Here is a 26,027-nt window from a genome sequence, read left to right on the forward strand (position 1 = left end):
GTGAGTATGCGTTCGGCGGTTATCCTTGTGGGCGGAGCGGCACGGCGTGCCGGAGGGCGGGAGAAGTACTTCTTCACCTTCCAGGGCAAGACCTTCATCGACCGCCTCATTGGCACCCTGCGGGAGGTGGTGGACGAGATCGTTGTGGTCGCGCGGGATCCGGAGCAGTGCGAACGGTTCATCCATCTCGGCGACGTCCGGTGCATACCGGATATCAGGAGGGATCTCGGGCCCATCGGCGGCCTGCACGCGGGGGCGCTCGCGGTGCACGGCGAATACATCTTCGTTGCCGCCTGCGACATGCCCTGTATCAATCCCGGGGTGGTGAGGCTGCTCTTTGACGCCGCTGCCGGGTACGACGCCGCAATCCCGAGCTGGAATGCCGATATGCTCGAACCGCTCCACGCGGTCTACCGGAAGAGCGCACTGCTCGCCTACCTGGAGGAGCACGAGTCGCTCTCGCTCCGCTCGATGGTCCGGAGCCTGAACACCCGGTACGTAGGCATCGGGATGATCCGGGAGATCGACCCCGACCTTCTGACGTTTACGAACATCAATAAGATCGAAGACCTGCGGCTGATCGACCCGTCGGTGGAGCACGGGCGGGACGATGCGTGCAGGTCCGGGCTGGAACCGTCCTGACCTATTCCCGGGGCGGGCCTTCGAGAGTCCTGCCTGACCCGGGGCCTGGCAACCGTTATCACCGATGATGGGGCGAGCCCCCGGTCCCCGCCGGAGCGGATCCGTGTGCCCCCCTATTGCATCGATTCCAAACTAACGGACCATATCTGGCCTTCGCCCCACCCCACCCATAGCGCTCCTCTTCGCCCCCTCGCCCCGGTAGGGGCGGGGGCAGTGCGTGGGGATAAAGCCGTATCGGGTTCTCCTCCGGGGTTTCCCCCGCAGGTGGGAACTCATACGTTCCTCTCGGCAACCCCACCCCGCCCGCGCTTCGCGCTCCTCCCCCCCCCTCCCGGGGGCGAGGGCGGTCATGGCGATACCGGTGGGAAGCCGTGCCCGGGGAGCGATGCTGACGCCGGTTTCCCGGGGGAAGGGGGGAGTGGGGCCGAATCCGGTTCCTCCCCGGGATCTCCCCGTGCAGTGGACCGTGGGGGTATCGCCAGGAGGGGGTGGGGTATGCCGGCCCCCGTGCCGCGCCAATCCCTGGGTCTTCGCGGCCCGAAACGCCGGTTTTCCCCGGATCCCGGTGCTAAATATTCCACGGGTTATTCCCGGACCCCGGGGGAGCCGCGACACCGTTCCCTGCAGGATTGCGCGGGTGCCGGTGTGCCGTCCGGGAGGGCGGCCCTGCACCACGACCGCAAGATTTATATCTGTTATTCGTGTAGTCAGGGCCTAATGTCATCGGGGGAAGTGACTTCAACCAGATCTACCGGAGGAGGACGGCTCGGCCCCGGAGCAGTGCTGTCCGCACACTCCGACTGCAGGAGTCGCAGGCCGGGTGCCGCCCGGTTCCTTGCGCCTCTCCTTATGTGCTGCTTTCTTGCCGCCGCCCTGTGCGGGTCCGTCTCCGCTGATGAGGGAGACTACGCTCCTCTCTGGGAGAGGGGGGTCGACGATGTCGTCGGTTCCGTGGCGATCACCCGCGACGGCTCTGCAGTCGTTGCCGGTGCGGGCTCAACGGTCTACCTCCTGGACCGGGAGGGAGATCTCCTCTGGAAGACCACTGTCGGTTCCCGGATAAACGGTGTCGGCATATCGCCCGAAGGGTCACGCATCGGCGTCGCCGCAGATAAACTCTACCTCTTTGACGGTGACGGAAACCTGCTCTGGACCGAGAAGACGACGTATGTCTACCTGGGTGTGGCTCTCTCGTCAAACGGCACTTACATTGCCGCTGCATGTGACAACGGCGCTATATTCATCTTCGACCAGAATAAGAAGGCGCTCTGGGACTACGATATGGGCACCGACAGTTACGGCATCGCCATGTCGGAGAACGGCCGGAGGATCGCGCTCGGGTGCGACAACCAGGGAGTCTACTACCTCAACAGCGGCGAGGGGGAGTCCTGGAGTTACGGGACCGGTAAGCGCGTGAAAGGCATCGCCCTCACTCCCGACGGCCGATTCGTGGCCGCCGGTTCTCTTGACCGGTGCGTCTACCTCTCCACGGGGGAGGGGGAACACCTCTGGAAGTACCCCGCCGCAGAGGCCATACTCTCAACAGCGTTGACAAATGAAGCGAATGAGGTCCTCGCCGCGTCGGGCAGGACGGTCTACGTTCTCGATCACTCGGGGGCCGAGCTCCAGAAGATCACCCTCGACGGCCGTGCAGAGTCGATCGCCGTGACCCCTGACGGTTCGTTCCTTGCCGCCGGGGGCGGCGACAGCGATCAGTCCATCCATCTCTTCACGAGAGACGCGGCCCTGATCGAGCGTATGAACTCGACGGAACCTGCGGCGAACGGGACCGGACTCCCGGACAGCCCGGCAAGCAGCGTGACCGTCCCTGCAACCCCTGCAAACAGCAGCGTGGATACGGCGAAGGTGAGCGCCCTGGCCGGGGATGGTGATGTCTCCATCGCCTCGCAGGTGCTCGGTTGGGTGGAGAACATCTTCTCCCTGCTCTTCAAGCCCCAGGAGGACTTCCTCGCCTGACCTCCCCCGGCGTCTGCCCGGCAGTCGCCGCCACCCCATGACCGGAGCCGGATCTTCCCCGGGATCTCCCCCTGCAGTGGGCCGCAGTGGCTATCGCAACCGGGGAAGGGGACCGGGGAGGGGGCAGTGCCCCCGTCCCGCACACGGTGACACCCGAAACCCCGCCCCCACCGTGAAGGTCGGGGGGAGTGCCCGGGCGTCATCATCACCCCTCCCTGAGGCGTTCGACCCCGAGAGCGCCCGCGTACGCGAGCGTGCTCACGAGGATGATCGTCGCCCCCGACGGGACGTCGAGGAGGTAGGAGAGCCAGATCCCCGCGACGGTGAAGACGATGCCGAGCGCGACGGCAAGAAGCATCATGCTCCATATGCGTGTGGTGTAGAGACGGCTGATCGCCGCCGGGAGCGTGAGGAGCGCGATCACGAGGATGATCCCCACCACCCGTATCAGCATCACCACCGTGAGCGCGATCAGAACCAGGAGGAGGAGCGAGAGCCGCTCGACCGGGAGGTTCATGACCGTTGCGTAATCCGGGTCGAACGTGACCGCCTGGAGTTCCCGGTAGAGGAAGGCCACGACGGCGACGATGACGGCGGTGAGGGCCGCCATCAGCAGGATGTCCCCCCGCGGCACGAGGAGGATGTTCCCGAAGAGGTAGGAGAAGAGGTCGGGAGCAAACCCCGGCGTTAAGTAGACGAAGAGGATCCCGAGCGCCATCCCGGCCGCCCAGACCGCGCCGATGAGGGTATCCATCTGCTGTTTTGCCCGGAGCTGGAGCGCGCCCATCCCGAGTGCTGTCGCCACGGTGAACCCGGCGGCGCCGAGGAGGGGGTCGATCCCGAGGAAGTAGCCAAGCCCAATCCCCCCGAAGGCCGCGTGGGATATGCCGCCGCTGATCGCGACCATCCGCCGCACCACGACGTAGGTGCCGATGATGCCGCAGGCGACGCTCGCGAGCATCCCGGCGATGAGCGCGTTCCTGAAGAACTCAAACCCGAGCACCTCAAACATGCTCACTCCTCCCGGGAATGCTCAGAGAAGACCCGGTGCGGAACCCCGTGGGCGATCAGGTCCACCGGGCAGTGGTATGCGGCCTCGAGCATATCAGGCGTGATCTCGTTTGTGTCGTGCGTGTAGAGGCGCCGGTTTAAGCAGGCGACCCTGGTCACGTGCCCCGGGAGCACCCCAATATCGTGGGTCACGAGGACGATTGCCATCCGGTCGCGGAGCCCCTCCAGGATCTCGTAGAACTGTGCCTGTGTTGGGGCATCCACATAGACCGTCGGTTCGTCGAGGAGGAGCACCTTCGGGTCGCCGACGAGCGCCCGGGCGATGATCGCCCGCTGCTGCTCCCCGCCCGAGAGGTCCCGGATCTGACGGTCGGCAAGACCGGCGATGCCCATCGTCCTGAGCGCCTCCTCCGCCCGGGCGCGGTCCTCCGCGCTGTAGCGGCGCGGACGGCGGGTGATGTGGCCAAGGCGGCCGGAGAGGACCATCTCCCGGACGGTGATCGGATACTGGAAGTCGAATGTCCGGAACTGCGGGACATAACCGAGATCCTTTCGCATCGCCGCATCAGTGCTGCCGAGGATCCGGACCTTGCCGCGGCAGGGGGTGAGGAGCCCGAGGATCACCCGGAGGAGCGTCGTCTTCCCGCCGCCGTTCGGCCCGATGATCGCGTAGAACTCGCCCGGGTGGATGGCGAGGCTCACCCCCTCGAGCACGGTATGGCCGCGCAGCCTGACCCAGACGTCGTCGACCTCGATGACGGGGTTATCGCTCATGGCCTGCTGCTCTCCGCGAATGCCGCGGCCACGTGCCGCATGTTTGCGAGGTAGTCTTTCGCGAGCGGGCTTACCAGCACCACGGTGCCGCCGATCTCCCTCGCGATCACCTCGGCGCTCCGGGAGGAGTACTCGGGCGACGCAAATACCACCGTGATATGCTCCTCCTTTGCCTGCTCGATGAGGTGCTCTATTCCCCGCGGGGAGGGCTCTTTCCCCTCGTTCTCGATCGGGATCTGCTCCAGGCCATAGTCCCGGGCAAAGTAGGCCCACGACGGGTGGTAGACCATGATCTTCGTCACCCCGGACTGGGCAAGCGCCCCGGCGATCTCCCTATCCAGGGCGTCGAGCTCCTCCAGGTAGGCATCGGCATTCCGGCGGTAATCGGCGGCGTTCGCCGGGTCGACCTCGATGAGCCCCCGGCAGATGTTTTCGACCATCACCTTTGCGTTCCGCGGCGAGACCCAGATGTGCGGGTCGGTCCCCCGGTGATCGCCCTCCCCGGTCGATATCAGGTCGACGCCGCGCGAGCAGTCGACGATGAGCATACCGGGGTTCAGGGCGGCGATCTTATCCTTCCAGGCGAGTTCGAACTCTATTCCCGATCCCACCGCGGCATACATGTCCGCCTCCGCGACGTCGGCGAGGACGCCCGGCGGCGGTTCGTAGGTGTGCGGGTCGGCCCCCGGCGGCACCAGCAGGACGACACGGACGTGATCGCCCCCCACTCGTTCCACAAACTCCTGCTCGGGCGGTATGGTGACCGCGACGACGATCTCCCCGTCCTGCTGGTGGCGGTCGGTTCCAATGCACCCCGCCGTGGCTGCTGTGAGCAGGAGGACTGCAAATACGGCTGCAACGAGTGAACGGGAAGTGATATTGCCTCTACCTTGTGGTTCCATCTTCTCCGCCTCAAATTTGGTCTGAAGCTAAATTATGCCCCTCCCGGTTCTTCGAGGGGCAGCAGCAGCAGTGATCGTGCTCGATCTCCCCGCAGCCGCTCATCATCGGGTGCCCGAGCGACGTGCATATCCTGTTCGTGAGTTCTTTTGAGAAGCACTGCTCGATCTTCTTCGCTTCAATGCAGGCCTCGCCGGGCTCGAGGCCGTAGCGGCTGAGGACCAGGGCGACGATCCTGTGGCGGCGGATCAGGAACCGGGCATAGTCGGTGCCAAGAGTTGTGAGCCGCACCCCGTGGTAGGGCGACTGCTCGATGTAGCCCGCCTTTGCTATCTCTGCAAGCGTCTTTGTCGCCGTTGAGGGCGCGACCGAGAACCGGGCGGCAATCTCGGTCGTCTTCACGACATCCCCCTGCGTGTAGATGTATTTGAGGTATTCGGCCTTCTTTGAAGAGAGTTCGTGCCCGGTGATCCCCTGCATGGGAAGAGGATGGATCTTTTCAGGAGAAAAGTTTTCGGTGTGGCTAAACCCTGTGGCCGGTCCCGGGCGGGACCGGTTCGCCGACGACGTAGTGCCGCCGGTTCTCCGTGATCACCGCCCTCCCGGAGAACCCGAGCGGCAGGTCCTCCTTGACGATGACGTTGAGGTAGCAGGGGTTGCGGCAGACGGTCGAGGAGGGCGCGTTCTTCTCGGTCGCGACGATCGAAGTCTCCCGACCCATCCAGCGCTCGTTGTAGCGGTCGTAGATCCGGTCCGCCTCGGCGAGCAGCGCCCGGGACCGGACTTTCCGTACCCGTTCGGGAAGATCTTTTAAGGCGGCGGCGGGCGTGCCGGGCCGCCGGGAGTAGCGGGTGACGTTCACCTTCACAAACGCCGCCCGTCGCAGGAGGTCAAGCGTCTGCCGGAAATCTTCGTCCGTCTCCCCGGGAAACCCGGTGATGAAGTCCGACGAGATCATCATGTCCGGATACTGTTCCCGGAACGCATCGACGATCCGGATAACGTCGGCCGCGCGGTAGCCGCGCTGCATCCGTTCGAGGACGGCGTCGGAGCCCGACTGGGCGGGGAGGTGGAGGAACCGAAAGATCTTATCGCTTGTGCAGGCGTCGACGAGAGGTTCGAGGATCCCGAGCACCGAGGCGGGGTGCATCATCCCCAATCGGACGGAGAATCGCCCGGGGATCTCCGCGATCGCCTGCAGGAGGTCGGGGAGCGACTCGCCCCGGTCGAGCCCCCAGGCGGCCACGTCCTGCCCGGTCAGCTGGATCTCATAGGCTCCCGACGCCACAAGGCGCCGGACGGCGTCGAGGATAGCTTCGGGCGGAGCGCTCACGAGCCGCCCCCGTGCGAGCCGGGTGATGCAGTAACTGCACCGGCCGACGCACCCGCTCGCCACCTGCACCACCCCGATCGCACCGGCACCACGGCTGCCGACGCCGTCGGAGCGTTCCTGGATCTCGGCCGGGAGAATGACGCGCGGCGTGCAGACCGACCGGATCAACTCCATCTGCACGAGCGGCATGCACCCGGTCACGTAGAGGTCCCGGCCGGCGAACAGAGCGAGGCGCCGGAGCATCTTTCGTTCGGTCGCCCCGATCACCGTGCAGGTGTTGACGATCACCGCGTCAGCCTCGTCCGGCCCGGTCAGCGTGCACCCGAGCCCCTCCAGTATCGCCGCGAGCCTCCGGGCGTCGGCGTTGTTGTAGGTGCACCCGTAACTCTCGATGTAGACCTTCTTCCCTCTCAGATCATCGATGGTGATGGTGAACGACTCCCCCTGCGCGGCCGGGCCGCCGGCCCGATCGCCCGGCGGTGTGCTCTCCCCTGTCGGCCGGAGAATATTCTGCCATCTCCCGGCCGATCCGTGCGGAGCACAATACTTAACCGCTAATATTACAATTTCTTTACTCGATGATTAAAATAGGGTTGCTGGGATGCGGCAACGTCGGGCGCATCATCGCCACGCACGCCGAGAGCATCCAGGTTGTTGCGGTCTTTGATATCATCCCCGGGCGGGCGGAGGAACTGGCGGCGCTCTGCCACGCCCGGCCATACACGGACTTTGACGCCTTCATGCGGGAGGACTTCTCGATCGTCGTGGAGGCCGCCTCGGTCGACGCCGTCAAACTCTACGGGGAGGCGGTCCTCCGGTCGGGACGGGATATCGTCGTCCTCTCCGGGGGAGCGCTCGCGGACGAGGAGTTCCGTGAACGCCTCATCGAGGCTGCACGGGCGGCGGGAAAGAAGATCCGGGTCCCGAGCGGCGCCATCATCGGGCTCGACAACCTCAAGATCGGCCAGGTTTCGCCGCCGAAAAAACTCCTCCTCCGGACGACAAAGCCCCCCGCGTCGCTTGGGCTCTCTGTTGCGGCCCGGACAGAGGTATTTAAGGGGCTGGCGCACGACTGTATAAAGCAATACCCGAAGAACATCAACGTCGCGGTAGCATTGGGACTCGCTGCCGGCCGGGATGCCGACGTGGAGCTCTGGGCCGACCCCGCAGCGGAGAGGAATATCCACGAAATATTCGTCGAGGGCGACTTCGGGGACATCTACGTCCGGGTCAGGAACGTCCCAAGCCCCGATAACCCCGCCACAAGTTATATGGCGGCCCTCTCCATCCTGACGCTCTTAAAGAACCTCGATAACCCTCTGGTGGTGGGTACGTAGCAATGGAAGCGGAGATTCGTGCGCTTAAAGTCCGGAAGAACGCAGTCGTCATGGCGCATAACTACCAGCCCCTGGAGATCCAGGCGTTCGCCGACGTGGTGGGCGACAGCCTCGAGCTCGCGGTGAAGGCGAAGGAGACCGGGGCGGACCTGATCGTCGTCTGCGGTGTCCGGTTCATGGCCGAGACGGCGAAGATCTTAAATCCGAACCGGAAGGTCGTCATCCCGGTGGAGGATGCGGGGTGTCCCCTCGCCGACTTCCTGACCCCGGACCTGATCCGGGAGGCAAAAGAGCGGTATCCCGATGCCGCCGTGGTCGTCTACGTCAACAGCACGGCGGAGAGCAAGGCGCTCGCCGACATAACCTGCACCTCCGCAAACGCAGTTCAGGTCGTCAGGTCGCTCCCAAACGATACGATCCTCTTTGGGCCGGATGCGAACCTCGCGGCATACGTCCAGCGTGAGCTCCCGGAGAAGACGATCGTCCCGGTGCCGCCCGGCGGCCACTGCTACGTCCACACCGGGTTTACCCTTGCCGACGTCGAAGCGGCCAAAAAGAAGGGCGGTATGATCGTCTGCCACCCCGAATGCCTGCCGGAGGTCCAGGAGCAGGCGGACATGATCGCGTCCACGGGGGGCATGGTCCGGGGCGCGGCCGGCGGGGACGAGCCCTGGTCGGTCTTCACCGAGCGGGAGATGGTCTCCCGTCTCCGGGTGCTCTACCCGGGAAGGGTCTTTTACGAGAAGCCGGAGGCGGTCTGCGCGGATATGAAGAAGATATCCCCTGCCGATCTGCGGCAGGCGCTCGAGCGCGAGGAGCACGAGGTCGTCCTCCCCCGGGAGGTCATGGACCGGGCGCGGCGGGCGATCGAGCGGATGATCGCCGTCGGGGCGTGAGTGCGGATGATCCCGATCGAGGACCTGCTCGGGTTCGTCCGGGAAGATGCGCCGTGGGGTGACGTCACCTCCGAAGCGGTCGTCCCCGACGTCGCCTGCCGGGCGGTGGTCCGGGCGAAAGGCCGGGGGGTCGTCGCGGGACTTCTGGAAGCGCGAACACTCTTCGAGCACTTCGGGGTCACGGTCCGCGAGCGTTCCGCCGACGGCCGGGCGGTCGTCCCGGGGACGGTCCTCCTCGAACTCGACGGCCCCGCGCGGACGATCCTCCTCGTAGAGCGGACAGCGCTCAACATCATCGGGCGAATGAGCGGGATTGCGACTCGGACCCGGGAGGCGGTCGAGGCCGTCAGGGCGGTCTCGCCAGACGTCCGGGTCGCCGCGACCCGGAAGACGGCCCCGGGGCTCCGGATGCTCGACAAGAAGGCGGTAATCCTCGGTGGGGGCGACCCGCACCGCTACTCCCTCTCGGACATGGTCCTGATCAAGGATAACCACCTTGCGCTGGTGCCCCTCCCGGAGGCGATCCGGAGAGCGAAGAAGGAGAGCCTCTACCGGGCGGTCGAGGTGGAGGTCGAGACAGTAGAGGACGCGATCACGGCCGCCGGCGCCGGCGCCGATATCATCCTGCTCGACAACATGACCCCGGACGCGGTCCGGGAAACCGTCCGGGCGCTTGCCGGGCGGGGTCTCCGGGACCGCCTGACCCTCGAGGTATCCGGGGGGATTGGGGATGACGACCTCGCCGGGTACGCCGCCGCCGGGGTAGACATCATCAGCATGGGTGCGCTCACCCACACGGTCAGGAACTTCGACGTGAGCCTGGATATTCTCCCGGGCGCGGGCACGGTCCGGGTTCCGTGACTGGTGCCGGAAGCGCCCCGGCAAGGTCGTGGTTCATGAGATACTCCCGGATCGCCCTCGATCCCGCCCAACCGGCGTCAAGCTGTCTGACGACCGCATCGATATTTCGGGCCTGTTGCCGGATCGCGTCCGACTGTTCGTTCTCGGCCAGATCGGCCATCGCCATGAGCACCTGGAGGGGGTGGCGGATCCGGTCGGCAAGGGTCGCGAACTGCTCGATGTTCGCTTCGATCTGGTCAAGAGCCTTTTTTTTCTGCTCCTCAAGTGATGCCGGTGTCTCTCCTGTGTCGATCTGCCGCCATGCCCCGTTCTGCCGGATGACGGCGGTCTGATGGGTGGAGGCGATCTCCAGCAATTCGCATGCCCCACAGGCACCGAGCGGGTAGGCACAGACGGCGTTGATCCGGTTGTCCTTGAGGGACCGGTTGATCGTCGCCTCATACCCCATAAAAGCGTCCCATTCCGCTGCCGTCAGCCAGGAGAGGTTGCCGGTGATGAACAGGCCTTCGTACCCTCCCTCCTGCGCCTCGAGTCCGTTTTTGATGCAATTCTCCGCTGCGGCAATGCCCGAGAAGGTGCCTTCGCGGAAGTACCAGTCGCGCGCATCCAGGATCTCGACCTGCCTCCGTTCCAGGCGTCGGTCCAGGTCTTTGACACTTCTTGCGAGCACCCGCCGGGCTGAACCGGCCTGCAGGGGCTCCGTAGTGATCCATATGCAACGGGCGTTCTGTTCCAGCCCGGACTGGAAATAAGGCACCAGGGTGTCGATAAGGTCGTGCCGGTGCTGATAGATGAGGCAGGCATGTGTGCCCCATGGTAGCCTGGAGAGGGGCGCCGTTGTTCCATCCCTGCAGCAGTCACTGTCCGTCACTGTGGCAACATCCTCGTAGGCGTCAGGATCCGCTCCCGGGATCCGGGTTGCCCGGCATCGCGCCTGCTGGGGCGAGCACTACCCGTTGTTCCCGGAACGTCTGCGATAGGGGGATAGAACGCCCGGGGTAAAATAGGTTTCCAAAAATCTCTGTGGTGTGAGGCAAATCTCTCCCCGCCCCGGCCGGCATTTGCCTGGCGGTATACCGTTCAGACTCATGGGATCGCCCGGAATCCCCGGACGGACAATTAAGCGGGGGTGAGAAGAGCAGGAGGATCAGGATGCGTCCGGCATATCCTCCATCGCGAGCTCATCGAGGAACGGCATGACCCCTTTGACGTACGGCGCGGGTTTCCCCTCCCGTATCCCGATCTCCCCGTAGGCGACGATTTCCACGACCAGCGGGAGCTCATCCAGGCGCCGGGTGAAGAGGGGGTCCGACTCGGTGGCGAACCGCAGGAATGCATCCAGCCTGATGAACGGGCGCTCCAGGTCGGGGACGTCGCCGTACTCCTGCAGGTCTTCCTTGAGTGTGGAATCCCTGGCCAGGTCTTCCTCAAAGTAGAGGTAGATGTGGAAGTTGTGGCGCTTTCCCATCGTATCAAGATCCCTGATATCGATCTTCGCTCCGGGGATGATGCCGAGGCGTTCCAGGTCCGGCGGGAACGTCGTACCCTCCGGTGTACCGGTCGGACTCTTCATACTATGGTGAAGGGAGCGATAGTAGAAAAAAGCACCCCCCGGGGGCAGCCCCGCGGGGGTAAAACCTTATACTCCGGCGCTCTAAGGTGGGCGTGAGGTGGCCTATGGCAGGAAAGGATTCGTCGAGACCGGGAGGAAAGGCCGTAGACCTCGACAGCGAGCAGAGACTCCACAGGTACCTCGCGATGCTGGAGTCCGGGGATCTCAATCAGCGCTGGCGTGCTGCAGATGCGCTCGGGGAGATGGGCGACCGCCGTGCGTTGCAGCCGCTGATCCGGGCGCTCTCAGACGAGTACGTCGATGTCCGGTGGAAGGCGGCGAGGGCGCTCGGGATCATCGATGAACGCGAACCCGTACTCCCTCTGATACGGAGCCTGGAGGACGACAGCCCCTGGGTCCGGGAGGGGGCGGCGTGGGCGCTCGGGAAGATCGGCGACCCCCGGGGCGTCGAACCGCTGATCCAGTTGCTTGCCGACGCAAAACACCGGGTCCGCCGGACGGCGGCATGGGCGCTTGGCCGGATAGGGAACCCGCGGGCCAGGGAACCCCTGGTGCGTCTCCTCGGCGATCCCGACCGCGGCGTCAGGCTTGCCGCCCGGGAGGCGCTCGACGAGATCGGGACCGAGCGGGAGATCCCGAGCATCTGACGGGTCGTTTCCAGCGCTGTCGGGAGGGACTCTTCTTCGCAGATCTCCGGTCACGCTGCTTCCCCATGGTCGACTGACCTGCGTAACCCGGGCCGCATTGTCCGGCATCCCGGGAGCCCCCATGGCATACCCGCATAGCGGACGGCGGGAGAGGATAACCCGTCATTGATGTGCCTCGAATCCGGTAATGACTTCTGTTATCCGCCTCAGTGTTGCGATTGGTTTATATATTCGGTCTTCCGGAAATTTATCCAATGGACTTATTCATGAAGTGCGCCATCGAGGAGGCGGAGACGGGCCTGCGGGAGGGTGGGATACCCATCGGATCGGTTCTGGTCCGGGCCGGCTGCATCATCGGCCGGGGGCACAACCGCCGTGTCCAGGACAACGACCCCTTGCTTCACGCCGAGATCGACTGCCTGAGGAACGCAGGCCGGATTGGTAGTTACGCAGAGTGCACGCTCTACTCCACGCTGATGCCCTGCTACCTCTGTGCGGGAGCGGTCGTCCAGTTCGGGATCAGGAAGGTCGTGGCCGGGGAGTCGGCAAACTTCCCGGGAGCCCGGGAGTTCCTTGAGTCCCACGGGGTCGAGGTGATCGACCTGGACCTCGACGTCTGCAGGACGATGATGCACGCGTTCATTGAGGCGCACCCCGATCTCTGGCACGAGGATATCGGGGAACTGTGAGCGGCTGGTGGTCCATGGCCGGAGATGCGCTGCTCCGTTACGCCGTCGTTGCCGCCGCCGCGCTCCTCATCGGGGCCGCTGTCGCCCTTGCGGCCGCTCCCCTCCCCGGCAGCGACGCCGATCGGGAGGCGCTCTTTCTGGTCTCGACGATCGACGCGCTCCTGCAGGGCGTCTACGACGGCAGCGTATCGTTTGATGAACTTGCGGCGCACGGCGACCTCGGCATCGGGTGCGGCGACCGGCTCGACGGGGAGCTGGTCGGCGTCGACGGCGAGTGGTACCTGGTTCGGACCGACGGGCGGGCTTACCCAACCGCCGGGAGCGCGACGACGCCCTTTGCGGCCGCGACGTTCTTTGACCCGGATATGACGGTCACGATCGATGAACCGATGAACCTGACCGCCCTTTCGGGTTACCTGGAGACTGTGTTCCCCTCAAGGAACCTCTTCTACGCGATCAGGCTGGACGGCACCTTCCCGCGGGTGGTGACCCGGAGCGTGCCCATCCAGGAGAAACCCTACCCGCGGCTCGCCGACGTGACGGCAAACCAGACGGTCTTTGTGTTCGAGAACGTCACCGGGACCGCCGTCGGGTTCTGGACGCCCGCACTGGCGAAAGGGGTCAACGTTCCCGGGTACCACCTCCACTTCATCACGGGCGACCGCACCGGCGGCGGGCACCTGCTCGACATGACCGTAGCGAAAGGCAGCGTGCAGCTCGACGCCACGGCAAACTTAACCATGGTTCTTCCTCCCGGCGGCGACTTCTGGACGGTCGACCTCTCGGGAAACCTCTCCGATGATCTTGAGCAGGTGGAGAAGTAACGCACCGGTTCCGGATCGCCGGGGGCGGGACGCTGCTCTCCGCCCCCGCCCGCGCCGGGTGTGCGTTCCGCTCCGGCATCTCCCATCCCGCCCCCGGGTGGGGGCGGGGGTAGTGCGTGGCGATATCCGGGGATAAGCCGCGCCCGGGAGCGGTCCTCGCGCCGGTTTTCCGGAGGGGATAGGCCCCCTTCCCCCCAGGTAGACGCCCGAAAGTCCCCAACCCGCTCCTGAGAATCGGGGACGGTGCCCGGACAGGGCGTGCCCCCCGATGCGGCCTTCCGGAGCGAACCGGGGAGTATCGCTTCAATGGAATGTCGTATTTGGTATCCCGCACTCTTCGCGGCAACGCGAGCGCTGACCTGCGATGGAGGCCGGGTTCTGGCCTCACGCGGGAGCGGTGCGGAGTGCCGGGTGCAACGTCCCGGCAGCGCAGGTGCAGGTCGAAACCGTTATCAGCCTCCGGGCGGGATTAACGTTTACCGGCCGGCACGGCAAGGGGATACCGGCGGCCGAACGTTATGGAGCGTGAAAGATGTCGAAATGTACTCACACAGACCGTATAGCAACCAGAACAGACCTGGTGGAGGCGAGAAGCTATGGCCGCGCGTGAGATTGTGCCGGGTGTCTACTCCGTCGGGGCCATCGACTGGGACCGCAGGATCTTCGACGAACTGATCCCGCTCCCCGACGGCACCTCCTACAACAGTTACCTGGTCCGGGGCAGCGAGAAGACGGCGCTGATCGACACGGTCGACCCTATGAAGACCGCGGACCTCGTGGCGAACCTTGAACGGGCCGGCGCCAAACAGATCGACTACGTCATCGCAAACCACGCCGAGCAGGACCATTCGGGCTCGATACCGGCGATGCTCGACCGCTTCCCCGAAGCGAAGGTGGTGACGAACCAGAAGTGCCGGGACTTCCTGGTCGACCTCCTCCATATACCGGAGGACCGGACCATCGTCATCGGCGACGGGGACACGCTCCCCCTCGGGGACCGGACGCTCGAGTTCATCATCGCGCCCTGGGTCCACTGGCCGGAGACGATGCTCTCCTATCTCCGGGAGGACCGGATCCTCTTCTCCTGCGACCTCTTCGGTTCGCATTACGCGACAAGCAGCCTCTACGTCCCCAATGAGGGCGTGATCTACGAGTCGGCGAAACGCTATTACGCCGAGATCATGATGCCGTTCCGCTCAAGCATCAAGGGGCACCTTGCAAAACTCGCCACGCGCGATATCGACGTGATCGCGCCGAGCCACGGCCCGGCCTACGAGAGGCCGGCGTTCATCATGGACGCATACCGGGACTGGACGGGCGATGCGGTGAAGAACATGGTGGTGCTCCCGTACGTCTCCATGCACGGGAGCACCCGGGCGATGGTCGACCACTTCGTCGATGCCCTGATGCAGCGGGGGATCCCGGTGCAGCCGTTCAACCTGACGAAGACCGATACGGGCGACCTTGCAAAAGCCCTCGTGGATGCCGCGACGGTCGTGATCGGGTCGCCGACGGTCATCTTCGGCCCCCACCCGCAGGCGGTCTACGCGGCATACCTCGCAAACCTCCTCCGCCCGAAGACCCGGTACGCGACGGTGATCGGGTCTTACGGCTGGGGCGGGAAGACGGTCGATACCGTGAAGGATATGCTCGGTCGGCTCAAGGTCGAGTTCCTCGAGCCGGTCTACGTCAGGGGCCACCCGAAGGAGGCGGACTTCGCGGCGCTGGACCGTCTCGCCGACGAGATCCGGAAGAAGCACGAGGAGGCAGGGATCGTCGTCTCCTGAAGGGTATCCGGGGAGAGGCACTCCCTGCCTCGTGGAGACCGCCACGGTCCGGGCGGCAGTGGTGCCTGTTTCTGCAGATCGGACGGTCCCGCCGGGGTGCCCGGGCCTCCGGGCGCTCCGCCCCTCGCAGATCCGGGACCAGCGGTCTTCTCCCGCTCTGCCCCCCGGCCTGCCGCAGGGCGGGGTTTTGCCGGGTCGCCTGCCGGCACCGAAATCTTAACAGGCCTGGATACCGACCAATCTGTGAGCTGACCTATGCCCTCATCAGATTTCAAGCGAGTCATCGCGGAGTCGCCCTACGTCTTCGTCATCGGCGTAGCGGGAGACAGCGGAAGCGGAAAGACAACGTTCACCCGGGCCATCAGGGCGATCTTCGGCAGGGATCTCGTCTCGATGATCACCATCGACGACTACCACAGGTACGACCGCGCGGAGCGCAAAGCACTCGGGATCACGCCGCTCGTCCCCGAGGCGAACCGGTTTGACCTGCTTGAGGAGCACCTCAGGGATCTCAAGGCGGGAAAGACGATCGCAAAACCGGTCTACAACCATGACAACGGGAGGTTCGACCCCCCGGTGCCCTTCAAACCCACGAAGATCCTGATCATCGAGGGGTTGCACCCGTTCATCACCGGGACGCTGCGGGACCTGATCGACTTCAAGCTCTACGTCGACCCGGACCCCGACGTCAAGCGTGCCTGGAAGATCAAACGGGACGTAGAACAGCGCGGTTATTCGCCCGAGGCCGTCATCAGGGAGATGGAGGAGCGCAAACCCGACTACGAACGCTACGTGGCACCGCAGTGCCGGTTCGCGGACGCGGTCATCCGGATCGCCTTCTCGAAGTACGGCAGGGAGGTGAGCGAGGAGCGCAACGTCTACCACGTCTCCCTCTGCCAGAACGAGATCGACCGGAGCATCCAAAACGTCGACCTCTCGATCGACCTCTACCCGATCCTCTCCCTCTCGCAACGGAGCTTCATGGTCGAGTTCACCACCGAAGACGTCGCGGGGCGGCCGATGGGAGCCCTCACGTTCGATGGGGAGTTGAACTACGCCGTCGCGAGGAAACTGGAGCAGAACATCGAGATCCAGACGCAGGTGCAGCCCATCGACCTTGTCAAGAACGGTGCGTACCTGACGGCCGGGGGTATGGCCCAGCTCATCCTCGCCTGGCGGATCATCAACCGCCGCATCGCGATCGAGAGCGCTCCGGGCGTCCGCGGGAATGGGGGAAGGCCGGGCGGAGACGGCGGGTGCGGGTGCGGCCGCACGTGATGGGGGCGTTCTCCGGCGCTCCGGGGCAAAACCGTTATGAGAGAGAAGGTAGATAAGAGCGCCCGGAGAACGTGTATCGATGGATAGGATCGAGCAGTTCTCGACCATCGCCCCCGACATCGGCAATATATTCAGGTACATCAGCATCGGCACGGCAGTGCCGCTCATCGTCGCGGTGGTCTACCGGGAGTGGGAGATGATCCTCCCTATGCTCTCCGTCCCCGTCACGCTCTTTCTCCTCGGGACGCTTCTCGCCCGGACCCCCCGGCAGGAGCGTGAGGCGCCGCTCTCCGCCGCCCTCATGGCCGTCGCCCTGATCTGGCTCATCATGGCCCTCACGAGCGCACTTCCGTTCAGCCTCGGGCTCGGCATCCCGTACCTCGACGCCGTCTTTGAGGCGATGTCGGGGTGGACCGATACCGGCCTGACGATGATGCGGTCGGTCGATGACCTGCCGCGGACGCTTCTCTTCTGGCGGTCGCTGATGCAGTGGCTCGGCGGCATCGGTATCGTCGCCTTCACGATCGCGATGGCGTCGAGGACCGGGCTGACCCAGTTCCGCCTCTACCGGTCGGAGGGGCGCTCGGAGGCGTTGATGCCGAGCGTCGTCGCGACGGGTATGGAGATGTGGAAGATCTACCTGATCCTGACCGCGGCGTCGATCGGCCTTATCCTCCTCTCGGGGGTATCCCTCTGGGATGCGGTGAATATAGCGCTCTCCGCGATCTCGACCGGCGGGTTCTCCGTCCACTCGGCAGGCGTCCCGTACTACAACAACCCGCTCCTTGAGGTCCTCATCGTCCCGGTCATGATCGCCGGCGCCCTGCCGTTCAAACTCTATTACCTCCTCTACCGGCATAGAGAGGTCCGGGTCTTCGACGACCAGCAGGCCCGCCTCCTCTTCATGCTTGTCGCGCTCGGCATCGTCGTGATCGCATGGGACCTCGTCACCCTCAGCGCAGTCGATCTCCCCACCGCCATCCGCCACGCGCTCTTCATGTCGGCCGCGGCGATCAGCAGCACCGGGTTCCAGGTCGCCTCCCCGAACGAGTGGGCGAGCGTGACGGTCCTCTTCCTCTCGATGCTGATGGTGATCGGCGGGGCGTCGGGGAGCACCGCCGGTGGTATCAAGCTCTCCCGGGTGGTCCTCGGCGTCCAGAGCCTGATCTGGTGGTTCCGGCGGATGTTCGTCTCCGGGAAGGTGCTTGTCCCCTTCAAGTACGACGGCAGGGTGATCCCGAAGAACGTCGCCGATCTCGAGGTCTCCCGGAACATGCTGATCATCATGCTCTACTTCCTCACGATCTTCGTCGCCACGGTGCTGGTGATGCACCTGCAGCCGACGGCCTTCGATTCAAGCAACGTGATCTTCGAGGTCGTCTCCGCCATGTGCAACTGCGGTATGTCTGCGGGGTTCGTCTCGCCCGATATGGCCGACCCGGCGAAGGTCCTCTTTATCATGGTCATGTGGATCGGGCGTCTTGAGATCATCCCGGTGATCATGCTCGTCATGGGCGTCCTGAAAGGGTTCGATTGACCTGCCCTCAGGGGGGGGCGTGGCCGGATCGTATACCGGGACTGCCGGCGGATCGATCGGCCCGGCGATTCCGGGCCAAAAAAGGAACCGTGCCGGTCACGCCGGCCGGTTGCCGGCGTACAGGCCGTCCACTGCCGCGCGGTCCCCGCCGCTCTTTGCGAGCAGGTCCATGTAGGCGTAGACCTCCGGGGCATCCTCCTTCAGGAGCGCCGGGGAGATGTGGTAGAGCATGAAGGCCTCGGCGAAGACCGCCGCCTCCCTCTCCTCGCCGGGCGGAGCGGTGATGCGGGCCAGGTAAGACCCGGACCCTGCGTCCAGCGCCGGGAAGACCGTGCTCTCGTCAAACCCCATGGTGTGGTAGACCCGGTAGCCGACCTGCCGGGTGAAGACCTCGTCGGCCTGTGCCGGGTTCCTGTCCGAGCGGATGTAGATGGCGTTCTCAGCGGGAACGTAGAGGCCGCTCACGTTCCCGGACGCCTCCTGCTCGAACACTTTGTTCTTGCTGTCGATGTAGACGGTGATGTCCTTGATGAACTCTTCTTTGATCCTGGTGCTCTGCTGCAGCACCAGGGCCTCTGCAAGTGCCGCCTCGGTGCCGCTCCCATCCCTGTTTTCCAGACGGAATCCGGCGACCGGGCTCACTGAAAAGGCCGAACAGACGACGATCAGGAGTATGATCGCCGCAATCAACCGTGATCGGAATCGTGGGTCCATGGTTCGCTTTCCCTCTGCTTATCCAATTGTTTCAAACTTGTTATTATATACTTTTTGGATATCCTGAATTTCCTTAATTACGTCGAATAATTAAAATAATGGATAATATACTGTATTATAGATAAATGGTTCTTCATCGGCTCTTTTGTATTTTCAACAAATATTATATATTATGGCTGTGTCGATGCCATCCGACACCTAATTACCCATGCAAGCGCATAATAACATCGATGAAACAGATCGCCCTCTACGGCAAGGGTGGAATCGGGAAATCCACCACTGCAGCAAACCTCTCGGCAGCACTCGCGGGGGAGGGGCTCGATGTCCTGCAGATCGGCTGTGACCCCAAGCACGACAGCACCCGCATGCTGATGCACGGGACATGGATCCCGACCGTGCTCGACCTGATCCGGGAGCGCGGGGACGAGAACATCACCGTCGACGACGTGGTTTACCGGGGTTTCCGGGGGGTGCGCTGCGTGGAGGCGGGCGGGCCCGAACCGGGAATCGGGTGCGCCGGGCGGGGTATCATCGCGACGTTTCAGCTCCTCGAACGCCTCGACGCCCTCAAGGGAGATGTGATCGTCTACGACGTCCTCGGCGACGTCGTCTGCGGCGGGTTTGCGATGCCGATGCGGGAAGGATACGCGCAGGAGATCTACCTGGTCACCTCCGGTGAACTGATGTCGATCTACGCGGCAAACAACATCGCAAAGGCCATCGCCCGCCTCTCGCGCCGGGCGCGCAGCAGGTGCACGCTCGGGGGCGTGATCTGCAACGCAAAGAACATCGAGGGCGAGCGGGACCTGGTGGATGATTTCGCCCGCCGGATCAACTCCCGGCTCATCGCCTACATCCCCCGGGACCGGGTGGTGCAGGTCGCGGAGCTGCATCGGCAGACGGTCGTCGAGTATGCGCCCGATTCCGACCAGGCGGCGGTCTACGAGGAGCTCGGGCGCACGATCTACGCGAACCAGACGACGAGCATTCCCACCCCCCTCGAGATGGATGAACTCGAATCCTTCGCCCTCGAATTCGTCCAGGTTTGAGGGGTGCACCCTGACCGGAGCGCTCTCGGTCCTCACGGAGGTACGGGACGCCGTCTGCGTCATCCACGGGCCGTCGGGATGCACGCACCATAACTTCTCCCTCCTCCACGCCACATTGCTCTCAAACGACCGGCCCGGGGTCCCCCGCCTCCTCTCCACCCGCCTTACGGAGAAGGATATCATCTTCGGCGGGGAAGAGGCCCTGGAGGCGACCATAGCACGGGCACTCTCGCTCTTCCCCGCCCCTTCTTCCGTCTTCGTCCTCTCGACCTGCATCGTCGAGACGATAGGGGACGACACCGCGGCGGTCTCTGCGAAGGCATGGGGGGTCCCGGTGATCGCCGTGCCGACCGCGGGGTTCCTCGGCGGGGTCTTTGAGACCGGCATCAAAAATGCCCTCTCTTCCGTCGCCTCGCTCGCCCGGCCCGCGGGCGAAAGGACCCTCTCGGCAAACCTTGTCGGCGAGAAGAACCTGGAGTACGGCGTCGACGAGAACGCCGCGGAGATCGGACGCCTCCTTGCCCGGCTCGGCATCGGGATCAACCTCCGGTTCGTGCGGGGGATCGGGACGGGGGATGTCGGGCGCCTCGGTTCCGCCGCCGTCAACATCCTCCGCGAACCGGCGCTCCGGCCGGTCGGCGACGACCTCAAGAGGAGGTTTAACACGCCCTTTGTGGACTCGTTCCCTGCCGGGCTTTCCGGGACGTGCCGGTTCCTCGAAGACGTCGGGCGGATCTGCGGCATCGACGCCTCGGCCGCCGTCGAGGGGGAGCGTGCCTTCCAGCGCGAGATGCTCTCGCGGTTCACGGACATCGGGGGGAGCAGGATCTGCTTTCGTTCCCCCCACCCCATGCTTGAGGGGGACCCGGTCGCGGAGGCGGTCTCGACCGAGTGCGCCGCGGCCCTCGACCTTGCCGTCGAGGAGGACGGGACCCCTATCCCGCTCCCGTACCCGGCGCCCGTGGGGACCGCCGGGCTCCGCCGGATGCTCAACCGGTGGAGGGTGCTCGTGCGGGAGAAGGGAAGGGGGTGAGGGGGCCGGACACGAGCGGCTCACACCAGGTGAGGGTTGACGACCATGATACCGGGGATGCGCACCCCCTCTGTATCTTCAGCGATGATCGTATCCATGCCGGAACTTGGTCATCCCTGCGACAAGGGGCGCCTGGGATCATGAGGTTTCGATCACTTACAGCACATACCTCCATCCCTCCCTCCGCAACCTCTCCTTTCGGATTTCATAGTCTGGCATCACCAGCCGGAGCAGATCCCAGAACTCGGAAGAATGGTCTTTGTACCGGAGATGACAGAGTTCATGGGCCACCACATACTCCACCTGGGACATGGGCGCCATGATAATCAGAAGATTGATGTTGAGTGTACCGTCCTTCGTACAACTCCCCCATCGTTTCAACTGGTGCCGGATCGTCACCTTCGGGGGATCAAGACGGAGCCTCTGAGCATAGATCCGCACCACATCACACACCCTCTGCATGGCATGTTCCTTGTACCAGGCACAGAGAGCATGCCTCACAGAGTCCAGCTCAGGGCGCATGTCCTCAGGTATCGTCACCTCAAAGTACCCACCCACAAGTTTTACAGACTGCTTCTTCCCACCGACGGCGATCTTCAGCCGATACTGCCGTCCCAGGTAGAGAAACGTCTCACCGCCGACATACCTCTTCGAGGCGTCGAACATGGCAAGGTGCTCGAAAACCCCAAGTTGCTCCAGGATCCAGGGGGCCTTCTTCTGGACGAGATCCTGCACCGAGTCATGGGTCGTGCCGGTCGGGACCGTCACGGCCACATTCGTATCCGGATAGACCGCAATCGTCGCCTTCTTTCGCCGGGGGCTGAAGGAGACGGTATACCGGATCGTTGCCGTTCCAAACTGTACGGTTCCTGTCCCGGTCATCCCCGGTACCTCCGTGCGGCCAGTTCAATAAGGCGGACAGCCATATCCTGGATCCTGTCCTGAGGATAGCCAACCGACCGGAGCACTCTCTTGATGTTCTGGCGCATTATCCGCTTGGTGTTCTCTTTCTGCTGCCAGTCGATCACTGCATGCTCCCTGATGGCCGCGCAGATATCCGTCGCCGCCTCTTTGAAACGCTCCGGGTTATCGATCTTCGCTGCCATCACCAGATAGAAGGGTGCAATTTCAGGGTCGAGGCCGAGGGTCCCGGCATGCCTTTGCGGGTTCCTGGCATCGTCGAGGACTGTAGTAAGCCGGGAGAGGCGTTCTGCGCTGCCAATTTGTTGCTGCTCATACTCATGTAATATCCTGTTCAGGCGGTCCAGTAGAGTCTCGTAAAAGACCGGGTCTTCTTCGAGTTTCAGATGGATCTCCCGCTTGATGGCGTGCTCGATCATGCTCGCCTTAGCATTGTCCGAAGTGAGCCTTTCCACTTCGGCCTTAAAGTCCGTCGAATAGATGGATACCGGCTCAAAGACGCTGATGACACTATCGGCCCGGACGTGTTCGTCGATAAACGTCCGCACCTTTGCCCCGATATCTTCGATGGGATCGTCGTCCTCGCAAAACATGTTCCGCGCCCCGATGCGGATGTCGGCGAGCCATTTGAGGTCAGGCACATAGAGCAACGCTTCGGGGTCGGGGAGGAGCATATCGAGATACTGCGAGAACTGTCTGAATACCTGGTCAAAGGCGATCCGGTAGTCCTCTGGCTTAAGGTAGAGAATGCAGGCCTGTTTGTAGTCGTCCTTCCGGTCCATCCTCGGCACGGGTGCAAAGAAGTTCAAGGCGGCACGGTGGGCTGCCTGGAGGTGAGGGAGGATCCCTCTCTTGAAGTCGGTGTGGACCATGCCCTCGACGTCGCTGTCGTCGTACATGCTGAGGGCATCCTGGAGAGCACCGCCAAGGCCCCAGTAGTCGACCACAAGGCCGTAACTCTTGCCCTTATACCGGCGGTTCACCCGGCCCATGGCCTGGAGGAGGGTATGCTCTTTGAGGGGGCTGTCAAGATACATAACCTGCTCCCGCGGGGCGTCGAAGCCGGTGAGGAGCTTGTCGCAGACGACGATGATCTTCGGGTCGTCCTCCTCTTTGAACCGGCGGATGATCTCCTGCTCCTCGGCTCTGGAAGTGTGATAGGGTTTGTACTGCTCCTCGTCGTTGTGCATTCTCGATATGAGGACTGCGGAGTCATGCCTGCCAAGGGCGTCGAGCGCCTCCTTATACCGGACGGCCCCAAGCCGGTTGGGAGCAACAATCTGGGCCTTGAATCCGTTGGGCTCGATCCGGGTCCGGTAGTGCTCAAGCAGGTCCTCACTGATCCGCATTATCCGTTCCGGAGCAACAGCGATGGTGATTTTGGTGATATACTTCCTCATGAGCTTCGCCCGCTGTTCCTCGGAGTAGTCGGCAAAGAGACGCTCTGAGAGGTCTTTCAGATTATTCCCGGTGACGGAGAGTTTCGACATCCGGCCTTCGTAATAGATCGGGACGGTAATTCCGTCTTTGACCGACTGTCGATGATCGTACCGGTCGATGCAGGGACCGAACTCAGCGAAGGTGTCACGCTTCTTCTGGGAGATGGGGGTTCCAGTAAACCCGATGAAGCAGGCGTTCGGGAGGGCTTTGCGCATGTTGGCGGCGAGGACGGCGTACTGGCTGCGGTGTGCCTCGTCGACGAGGACGAAGATGTTCTTTTCCTCAGTGAGGGTGGGGTAGACCTCAGCAGCGTCCTGGAACTTCTGGATGGTGGTCATGACGGTCTGGCCGACGGGGCGGGAGAGGGTCTCCTTGAGGCCGGCGGCGTTCGCGGCATTGACGGGGTTCGGGAAACCGCAGTGGAGGAAGGTCCCGTGGATCTGCCGGTCGAGGTCGGTTCTGTCGGTGACGACGACAATGGTCGGGTTGGCAAGGGCCGTGTTCCGCCGGAGTTTGACGGCGGTGAACTCCATGGTGAGGCTCTTGCCGCTCCCCTGCCAGTGCCAGACAAAGCCGCCCTTGCGCTCGGGGGCGGTGACCTGGGCGATGATCTTGTTCGCGGCTCGGAACTGTTGGTATTTGGCCATTTTCTTGACCACCCGGCCATCTTCACGCTCGAAGACAATACAGTTCTGGATGAGGTCGAGGAGATTCTTCTTCGAGCAGGTGCCGAAGAGCAGGACGTCCTGGGAGGTGGGGAGCCTGCCGAGGGTGAGGGTGAGATCCTCAAGGGTCAACGGCCAGGGGTCTTTCCACTCCGACCAGTGGCGCAGAGGGGTGTAGTTCGTCCCGAATCTGGCGACCGTGCCGTGCGTGGCGATGAGGAACTGTGCGGTCCTGAAGAGCTGCGGGCAGCCCAGGTTCCTGAACCCGGAACCGTTCTCCTGGTAGCGGTTGAGTTGTTTGAGAGCCTCGGCCATCGCCCGGGCGATGTAGGGGCTCTTGCACTCGACGACGCCGATGGGGATGCCGTTCGCGAAGAGGACGATGTCGGGGATGCATTCGGTGTAGTGCTCGACGGGGTACTGCCTGATGACGGTGAAGTCGTTGTTCTCGATCTCATCGTAGTCGATGAGCCGGACGGTCCGGCTCCGCTCCCCCCAGCCGTCGCCGAGGTCCTGCAGGACGGTGGTGCCGAGGTCGAGCATGACATGGATCTTCTCGTTGGCTTCGAGGACCGAGGCGGCCGGGATGCTGGTGAGCTGGTAGGCGACCCGATCGATGTTCTCCTCCGAGATCCAGGGGTTGAGGTCCCGGATCTTCTGCTTGAGGAGGCCGACGAGGACCGGCTCCTTGCGGGAGGGGCGAAGGGCGTCGGCCTCCCGGGCCGTACGTTCGGTCCAGCCGAGATGGCGGGCGAGCACCTCGACGGCCGGGTTCTCGACTTGTGTCAGTTCTTTGGGGTCGCGGATCATGGGCGGTCCTCCGGGGGAGGAGCGCACGCTGTTACGCTTTGAGAACCGGGGCCGGCCGTCCCGCCGGTGCCGTTGAGCGGCACCCGCTTCCGCCCGGTGAGGAGGTCCTGCATCAGGCCCTTCTTGAGGGTTCGGAGGCGGGTGCGATGGTCGCGCTCGGCGGCGAGGTCGCGGTCGACGGCGGAAAGGACGGCGGCGATGCGGTGCTGTTCGGGGAGGGGAGGGAGGGGCAGGTACAAGTTCCCGATAATCTTCTGGTCGATCTTCTTCATGCTCCCGGATGTTCCCTTTGCAGAACGCCGGAAGTAGGTCCGACTTTTAGGATGCAGTATACTCTCAAGGAGAATCTTTGGCAAGATCATTTCGCGGTTTGCTCTTGCCCGGACCAATAAATCTGGGTAAATAGCAAAGGGTTCGTCTCCCTCGTATAACGCAGCAAGACCGACTAACTCCACCGTATTCGATCGCTCGATGAAGATGTCGTCTCTTCTGATAAAGAGGTCCTTCACCTTTTCAGGGTCCGCCTTGATGTACTTTGTGTTGCTGATATCGATCCGGTTTTCTGTCACCGCAGTGAGTGTCAGTGCCCTGATTCCACTGTTCTCGTCCGTCTCATACCCGGAGTACCCGCTTTGCAGTTTTTCGGAGATCACATCTCTTAACTGAGCAACATCCCACTCCACCGGTACTCGCATCCCCTGTATCTCCCAGAACGCGTGCGTCTCCTCGGATCGGATCCGTCCGTCCTCGTCGATGCCCTTTGCGAGGAGGTCCTGCACGAGGCCACGTTTCAGTTCCTCAGTCTTTGCGATGACCTCGTCGGTGGCGGCGATGGCGGCGTCGACGGTGGAGAGGATGGTGGCGATGCGGTGCTGTTCGGGGAGAGAGGGGAGGGGGAGAAGGTATTCGCCAATGATATCGAATGAGGTTCTCGGCATCTTCGTCCCAAATGCGTGAGACACGTTATGTCCAACGAAGTCGTCCGAGTGGATGTGATAAATGAGAAATTGATTCGTTGAATTATCTTTAGCATCCATTACGACGATCTCGGTTGAGCATATCCCATCAAAGGGCGAGATAATGGCTTTATCAAGATACGGCCGTAACTTACCATAGAGAATATTACCTGTTTTAAACGATGAGCAGTTGCTTTGCACGAGGGATGAGTCTCCGCACCCATTAACGTCCATTGCACCCGAATCAAGGTGTTCCAGCCCAACATATGGCACTCCGGGGTGTGGAGGATAGGACTTGTCTTTGATCTCGCGAAGACAGTCCTTCATCTTCGTTAGGTGCCACTTCTCCGGGATTACCCCCGCCTTTGTCATC

24 protein-coding genes are annotated in these 26,027 nt (G+C 63.4%); 13 read left to right on the top strand and 11 right to left on the bottom strand.

The features are described from left to right. Nucleotides 1-6 precede the first annotated feature (6 nt). Together QZ408_RS12405 and QZ408_RS12410 are read left to right on the top strand one after the other, a co-directional pair. Nucleotides 7-642 carry a molybdenum cofactor guanylyltransferase gene (locus QZ408_RS12405; RefSeq protein ID WP_292491930.1) on the top strand — a complete coding sequence of 212 codons (636 nt, stop codon included), beginning with the start codon at nucleotides 7-9 and terminating at the stop codon, nucleotides 640-642. Between the two features lie 717 nt (nucleotides 643-1,359). Next, complete coding sequence (locus QZ408_RS12410) at nucleotides 1,360-2,619, top strand: WD40 repeat domain-containing protein (RefSeq protein ID WP_292491931.1); 1,260 nt, start codon at nucleotides 1,360-1,362, stop codon at nucleotides 2,617-2,619. A gap of 205 nt (nucleotides 2,620-2,824) precedes the next feature. Here the strand turns inward: QZ408_RS12410 and QZ408_RS12415 are convergent, their stop codons facing one another. From QZ408_RS12415 to QZ408_RS12435, 5 genes are read right to left on the bottom strand one after another with little or no spacing between them, the layout of a single operon-like run. Beyond that, nucleotides 2,825-3,631, bottom strand: coding sequence for a metal ABC transporter permease (locus QZ408_RS12415; protein ID WP_292491933.1), 807 nt, complete (start codon nucleotides 3,629-3,631; stop codon nucleotides 2,825-2,827). 2 nt (nucleotides 3,632-3,633) lie between these two features. Continuing rightward, nucleotides 3,634-4,404, bottom strand: coding sequence for an ABC transporter ATP-binding protein (locus tag QZ408_RS12420; protein ID WP_292491935.1), 771 nt, complete (start codon nucleotides 4,402-4,404; stop codon nucleotides 3,634-3,636). Beyond that, on the bottom strand, nucleotides 4,401-5,306 hold the full coding sequence (locus tag QZ408_RS12425; RefSeq protein ID WP_292491937.1) for a zinc ABC transporter substrate-binding protein: 906 nt from the start codon (nucleotides 5,304-5,306) through the stop codon (nucleotides 4,401-4,403). Before QZ408_RS12425 ends, QZ408_RS12420 begins: the two co-directional genes overlap by 4 nt. Before the next feature lie 10 nt (nucleotides 5,307-5,316). Then, nucleotides 5,317-5,784 (bottom strand): metal-dependent transcriptional regulator, encoded by a 468-nt coding sequence (locus QZ408_RS12430; RefSeq protein ID WP_292491939.1) that lies wholly within the window; start codon nucleotides 5,782-5,784, stop codon nucleotides 5,317-5,319. A 43-nt stretch (nucleotides 5,785-5,827) separates the two neighbouring features. Next, nucleotides 5,828-7,204, bottom strand: a complete 1,377-nt coding sequence (locus tag QZ408_RS12435) for a tRNA (N(6)-L-threonylcarbamoyladenosine(37)-C(2))-methylthiotransferase (protein ID WP_365996142.1) — start codon at nucleotides 7,202-7,204, stop codon at nucleotides 5,828-5,830. Nucleotides 7,205-7,215: 11 nt separating this feature from the next. Between QZ408_RS12435 and nadX the strand changes: the two genes are divergently transcribed. Genes nadX through nadC form a run of 3 tightly spaced genes read left to right on the top strand, consistent with a single transcriptional unit; the run spans nucleotide 7,216 to nucleotide 9,731 of the window. After that, the gene (gene nadX, locus QZ408_RS12440; RefSeq protein ID WP_292491941.1) at nucleotides 7,216-7,974 is read left to right on the top strand and encodes an aspartate dehydrogenase; all 759 of its coding nucleotides are present in this window, start codon (nucleotides 7,216-7,218) and stop codon (nucleotides 7,972-7,974) included. Nucleotides 7,975-7,976: 2 nt separating this feature from the next. After that, the gene (gene nadA, locus QZ408_RS12445; RefSeq protein ID WP_292491943.1) at nucleotides 7,977-8,870 is read left to right on the top strand and encodes a quinolinate synthase NadA; all 894 of its coding nucleotides are present in this window, start codon (nucleotides 7,977-7,979) and stop codon (nucleotides 8,868-8,870) included. A 6-nt stretch (nucleotides 8,871-8,876) separates the two neighbouring features. Further along, entirely contained in the window at nucleotides 8,877-9,731 is an 855-nt protein-coding gene (gene nadC / locus QZ408_RS12450; protein ID WP_292491945.1) for a carboxylating nicotinate-nucleotide diphosphorylase, read from the top strand. Here nadC and QZ408_RS12455 read toward each other — a convergent pair. Continuing rightward, complete coding sequence (locus QZ408_RS12455) at nucleotides 9,670-10,602, bottom strand: MEDS domain-containing protein (protein ID WP_292491947.1); 933 nt, start codon at nucleotides 10,600-10,602, stop codon at nucleotides 9,670-9,672. The two genes, nadC and QZ408_RS12455, sit on opposite strands and share 62 nt — an antisense overlap. 276 nt (nucleotides 10,603-10,878) lie before the next feature. Further along, complete coding sequence (locus QZ408_RS12460; RefSeq protein ID WP_292491949.1) at nucleotides 10,879-11,304, bottom strand: hypothetical protein; 426 nt, start codon at nucleotides 11,302-11,304, stop codon at nucleotides 10,879-10,881. Between the two features lie 104 nt (nucleotides 11,305-11,408). On the opposite strand from QZ408_RS12460, the gene QZ408_RS12465 reads away from it, so the two are divergent. From QZ408_RS12465 to QZ408_RS12490, 6 genes are all read left to right on the top strand, one after another. Beyond that, nucleotides 11,409-11,951, top strand: coding sequence for a HEAT repeat domain-containing protein (locus tag QZ408_RS12465; protein WP_292491951.1), 543 nt, complete (start codon nucleotides 11,409-11,411; stop codon nucleotides 11,949-11,951). A gap of 254 nt (nucleotides 11,952-12,205) precedes the next feature. Then, nucleotides 12,206-12,640 carry a nucleoside deaminase gene (locus tag QZ408_RS12470; protein WP_292491953.1) on the top strand — a complete coding sequence of 145 codons (435 nt, stop codon included), beginning with the start codon at nucleotides 12,206-12,208 and terminating at the stop codon, nucleotides 12,638-12,640. Between the two features lie 14 nt (nucleotides 12,641-12,654). After that, nucleotides 12,655-13,464 carry an acetolactate decarboxylase gene (budA, locus tag QZ408_RS12475; RefSeq protein ID WP_292491955.1) on the top strand — a complete coding sequence of 270 codons (810 nt, stop codon included), beginning with the start codon at nucleotides 12,655-12,657 and terminating at the stop codon, nucleotides 13,462-13,464. 596 nt (nucleotides 13,465-14,060) lie between these two features. Then, the gene (locus QZ408_RS12480; protein WP_292491957.1) at nucleotides 14,061-15,251 is read left to right on the top strand and encodes an FprA family A-type flavoprotein; all 1,191 of its coding nucleotides are present in this window, start codon (nucleotides 14,061-14,063) and stop codon (nucleotides 15,249-15,251) included. A 255-nt stretch (nucleotides 15,252-15,506) separates the two neighbouring features. Next, nucleotides 15,507-16,529, top strand: coding sequence for a phosphoribulokinase (locus QZ408_RS12485; protein ID WP_292491959.1), 1,023 nt, complete (start codon nucleotides 15,507-15,509; stop codon nucleotides 16,527-16,529). 79 nt (nucleotides 16,530-16,608) lie between these two features. Beyond that, nucleotides 16,609-18,066 (top strand): TrkH family potassium uptake protein, encoded by a 1,458-nt coding sequence (locus QZ408_RS12490; RefSeq protein WP_292491961.1) that lies wholly within the window; start codon nucleotides 16,609-16,611, stop codon nucleotides 18,064-18,066. 96 nt (nucleotides 18,067-18,162) lie between these two features. Here QZ408_RS12490 and QZ408_RS12495 read toward each other — a convergent pair whose 3' ends face one another. Then, nucleotides 18,163-18,780 (bottom strand): hypothetical protein, encoded by a 618-nt coding sequence (locus QZ408_RS12495; RefSeq protein ID WP_292491963.1) that lies wholly within the window; start codon nucleotides 18,778-18,780, stop codon nucleotides 18,163-18,165. Nucleotides 18,781-19,010: 230 nt separating this feature from the next. On the opposite strand from QZ408_RS12495, the gene cfbC reads away from it, so the two are divergent. Further along, on the top strand, nucleotides 19,011-19,829 hold the full coding sequence (cfbC, locus tag QZ408_RS12500; protein WP_292491965.1) for a Ni-sirohydrochlorin a,c-diamide reductive cyclase ATP-dependent reductase subunit: 819 nt from the start codon (nucleotides 19,011-19,013) through the stop codon (nucleotides 19,827-19,829). Further along, complete coding sequence (locus QZ408_RS12505; protein ID WP_292491966.1) at nucleotides 19,789-20,862, top strand: nitrogenase component 1; 1,074 nt, start codon at nucleotides 19,789-19,791, stop codon at nucleotides 20,860-20,862. Before cfbC ends, QZ408_RS12505 begins: the two co-directional genes overlap by 41 nt. Nucleotides 20,863-21,018: 156 nt before the next feature. On the opposite strand, the gene QZ408_RS12510 is transcribed toward QZ408_RS12505, so the two are convergent. The 3 genes from QZ408_RS12510 to QZ408_RS12520 are packed head-to-tail and all read right to left on the bottom strand — an operon-like array spanning nucleotide 21,019 to nucleotide 26,026. Further along, complete coding sequence (locus QZ408_RS12510) at nucleotides 21,019-21,744, bottom strand: SprT family zinc-dependent metalloprotease (RefSeq protein WP_292491967.1); 726 nt, start codon at nucleotides 21,742-21,744, stop codon at nucleotides 21,019-21,021. Further along, on the bottom strand, nucleotides 21,741-24,698 hold the full coding sequence (locus tag QZ408_RS12515; protein ID WP_292491968.1) for a type I restriction endonuclease subunit R: 2,958 nt from the start codon (nucleotides 24,696-24,698) through the stop codon (nucleotides 21,741-21,743). Before QZ408_RS12515 ends, QZ408_RS12510 begins: the two co-directional genes overlap by 4 nt. Next, entirely contained in the window at nucleotides 24,695-26,026 is a 1,332-nt protein-coding gene (locus tag QZ408_RS12520) for a restriction endonuclease subunit S (RefSeq protein ID WP_292491970.1), read from the bottom strand. The genes QZ408_RS12515 and QZ408_RS12520 overlap by 4 nt, the downstream gene beginning before the upstream one ends. Nucleotide 26,027 lies beyond the last annotated feature (1 nt).

The organism is Methanoculleus sp. 10, assembly GCF_913757945.1.
GTDB lineage: Archaea > Halobacteriota > Methanomicrobia > Methanomicrobiales > Methanoculleaceae > Methanoculleus.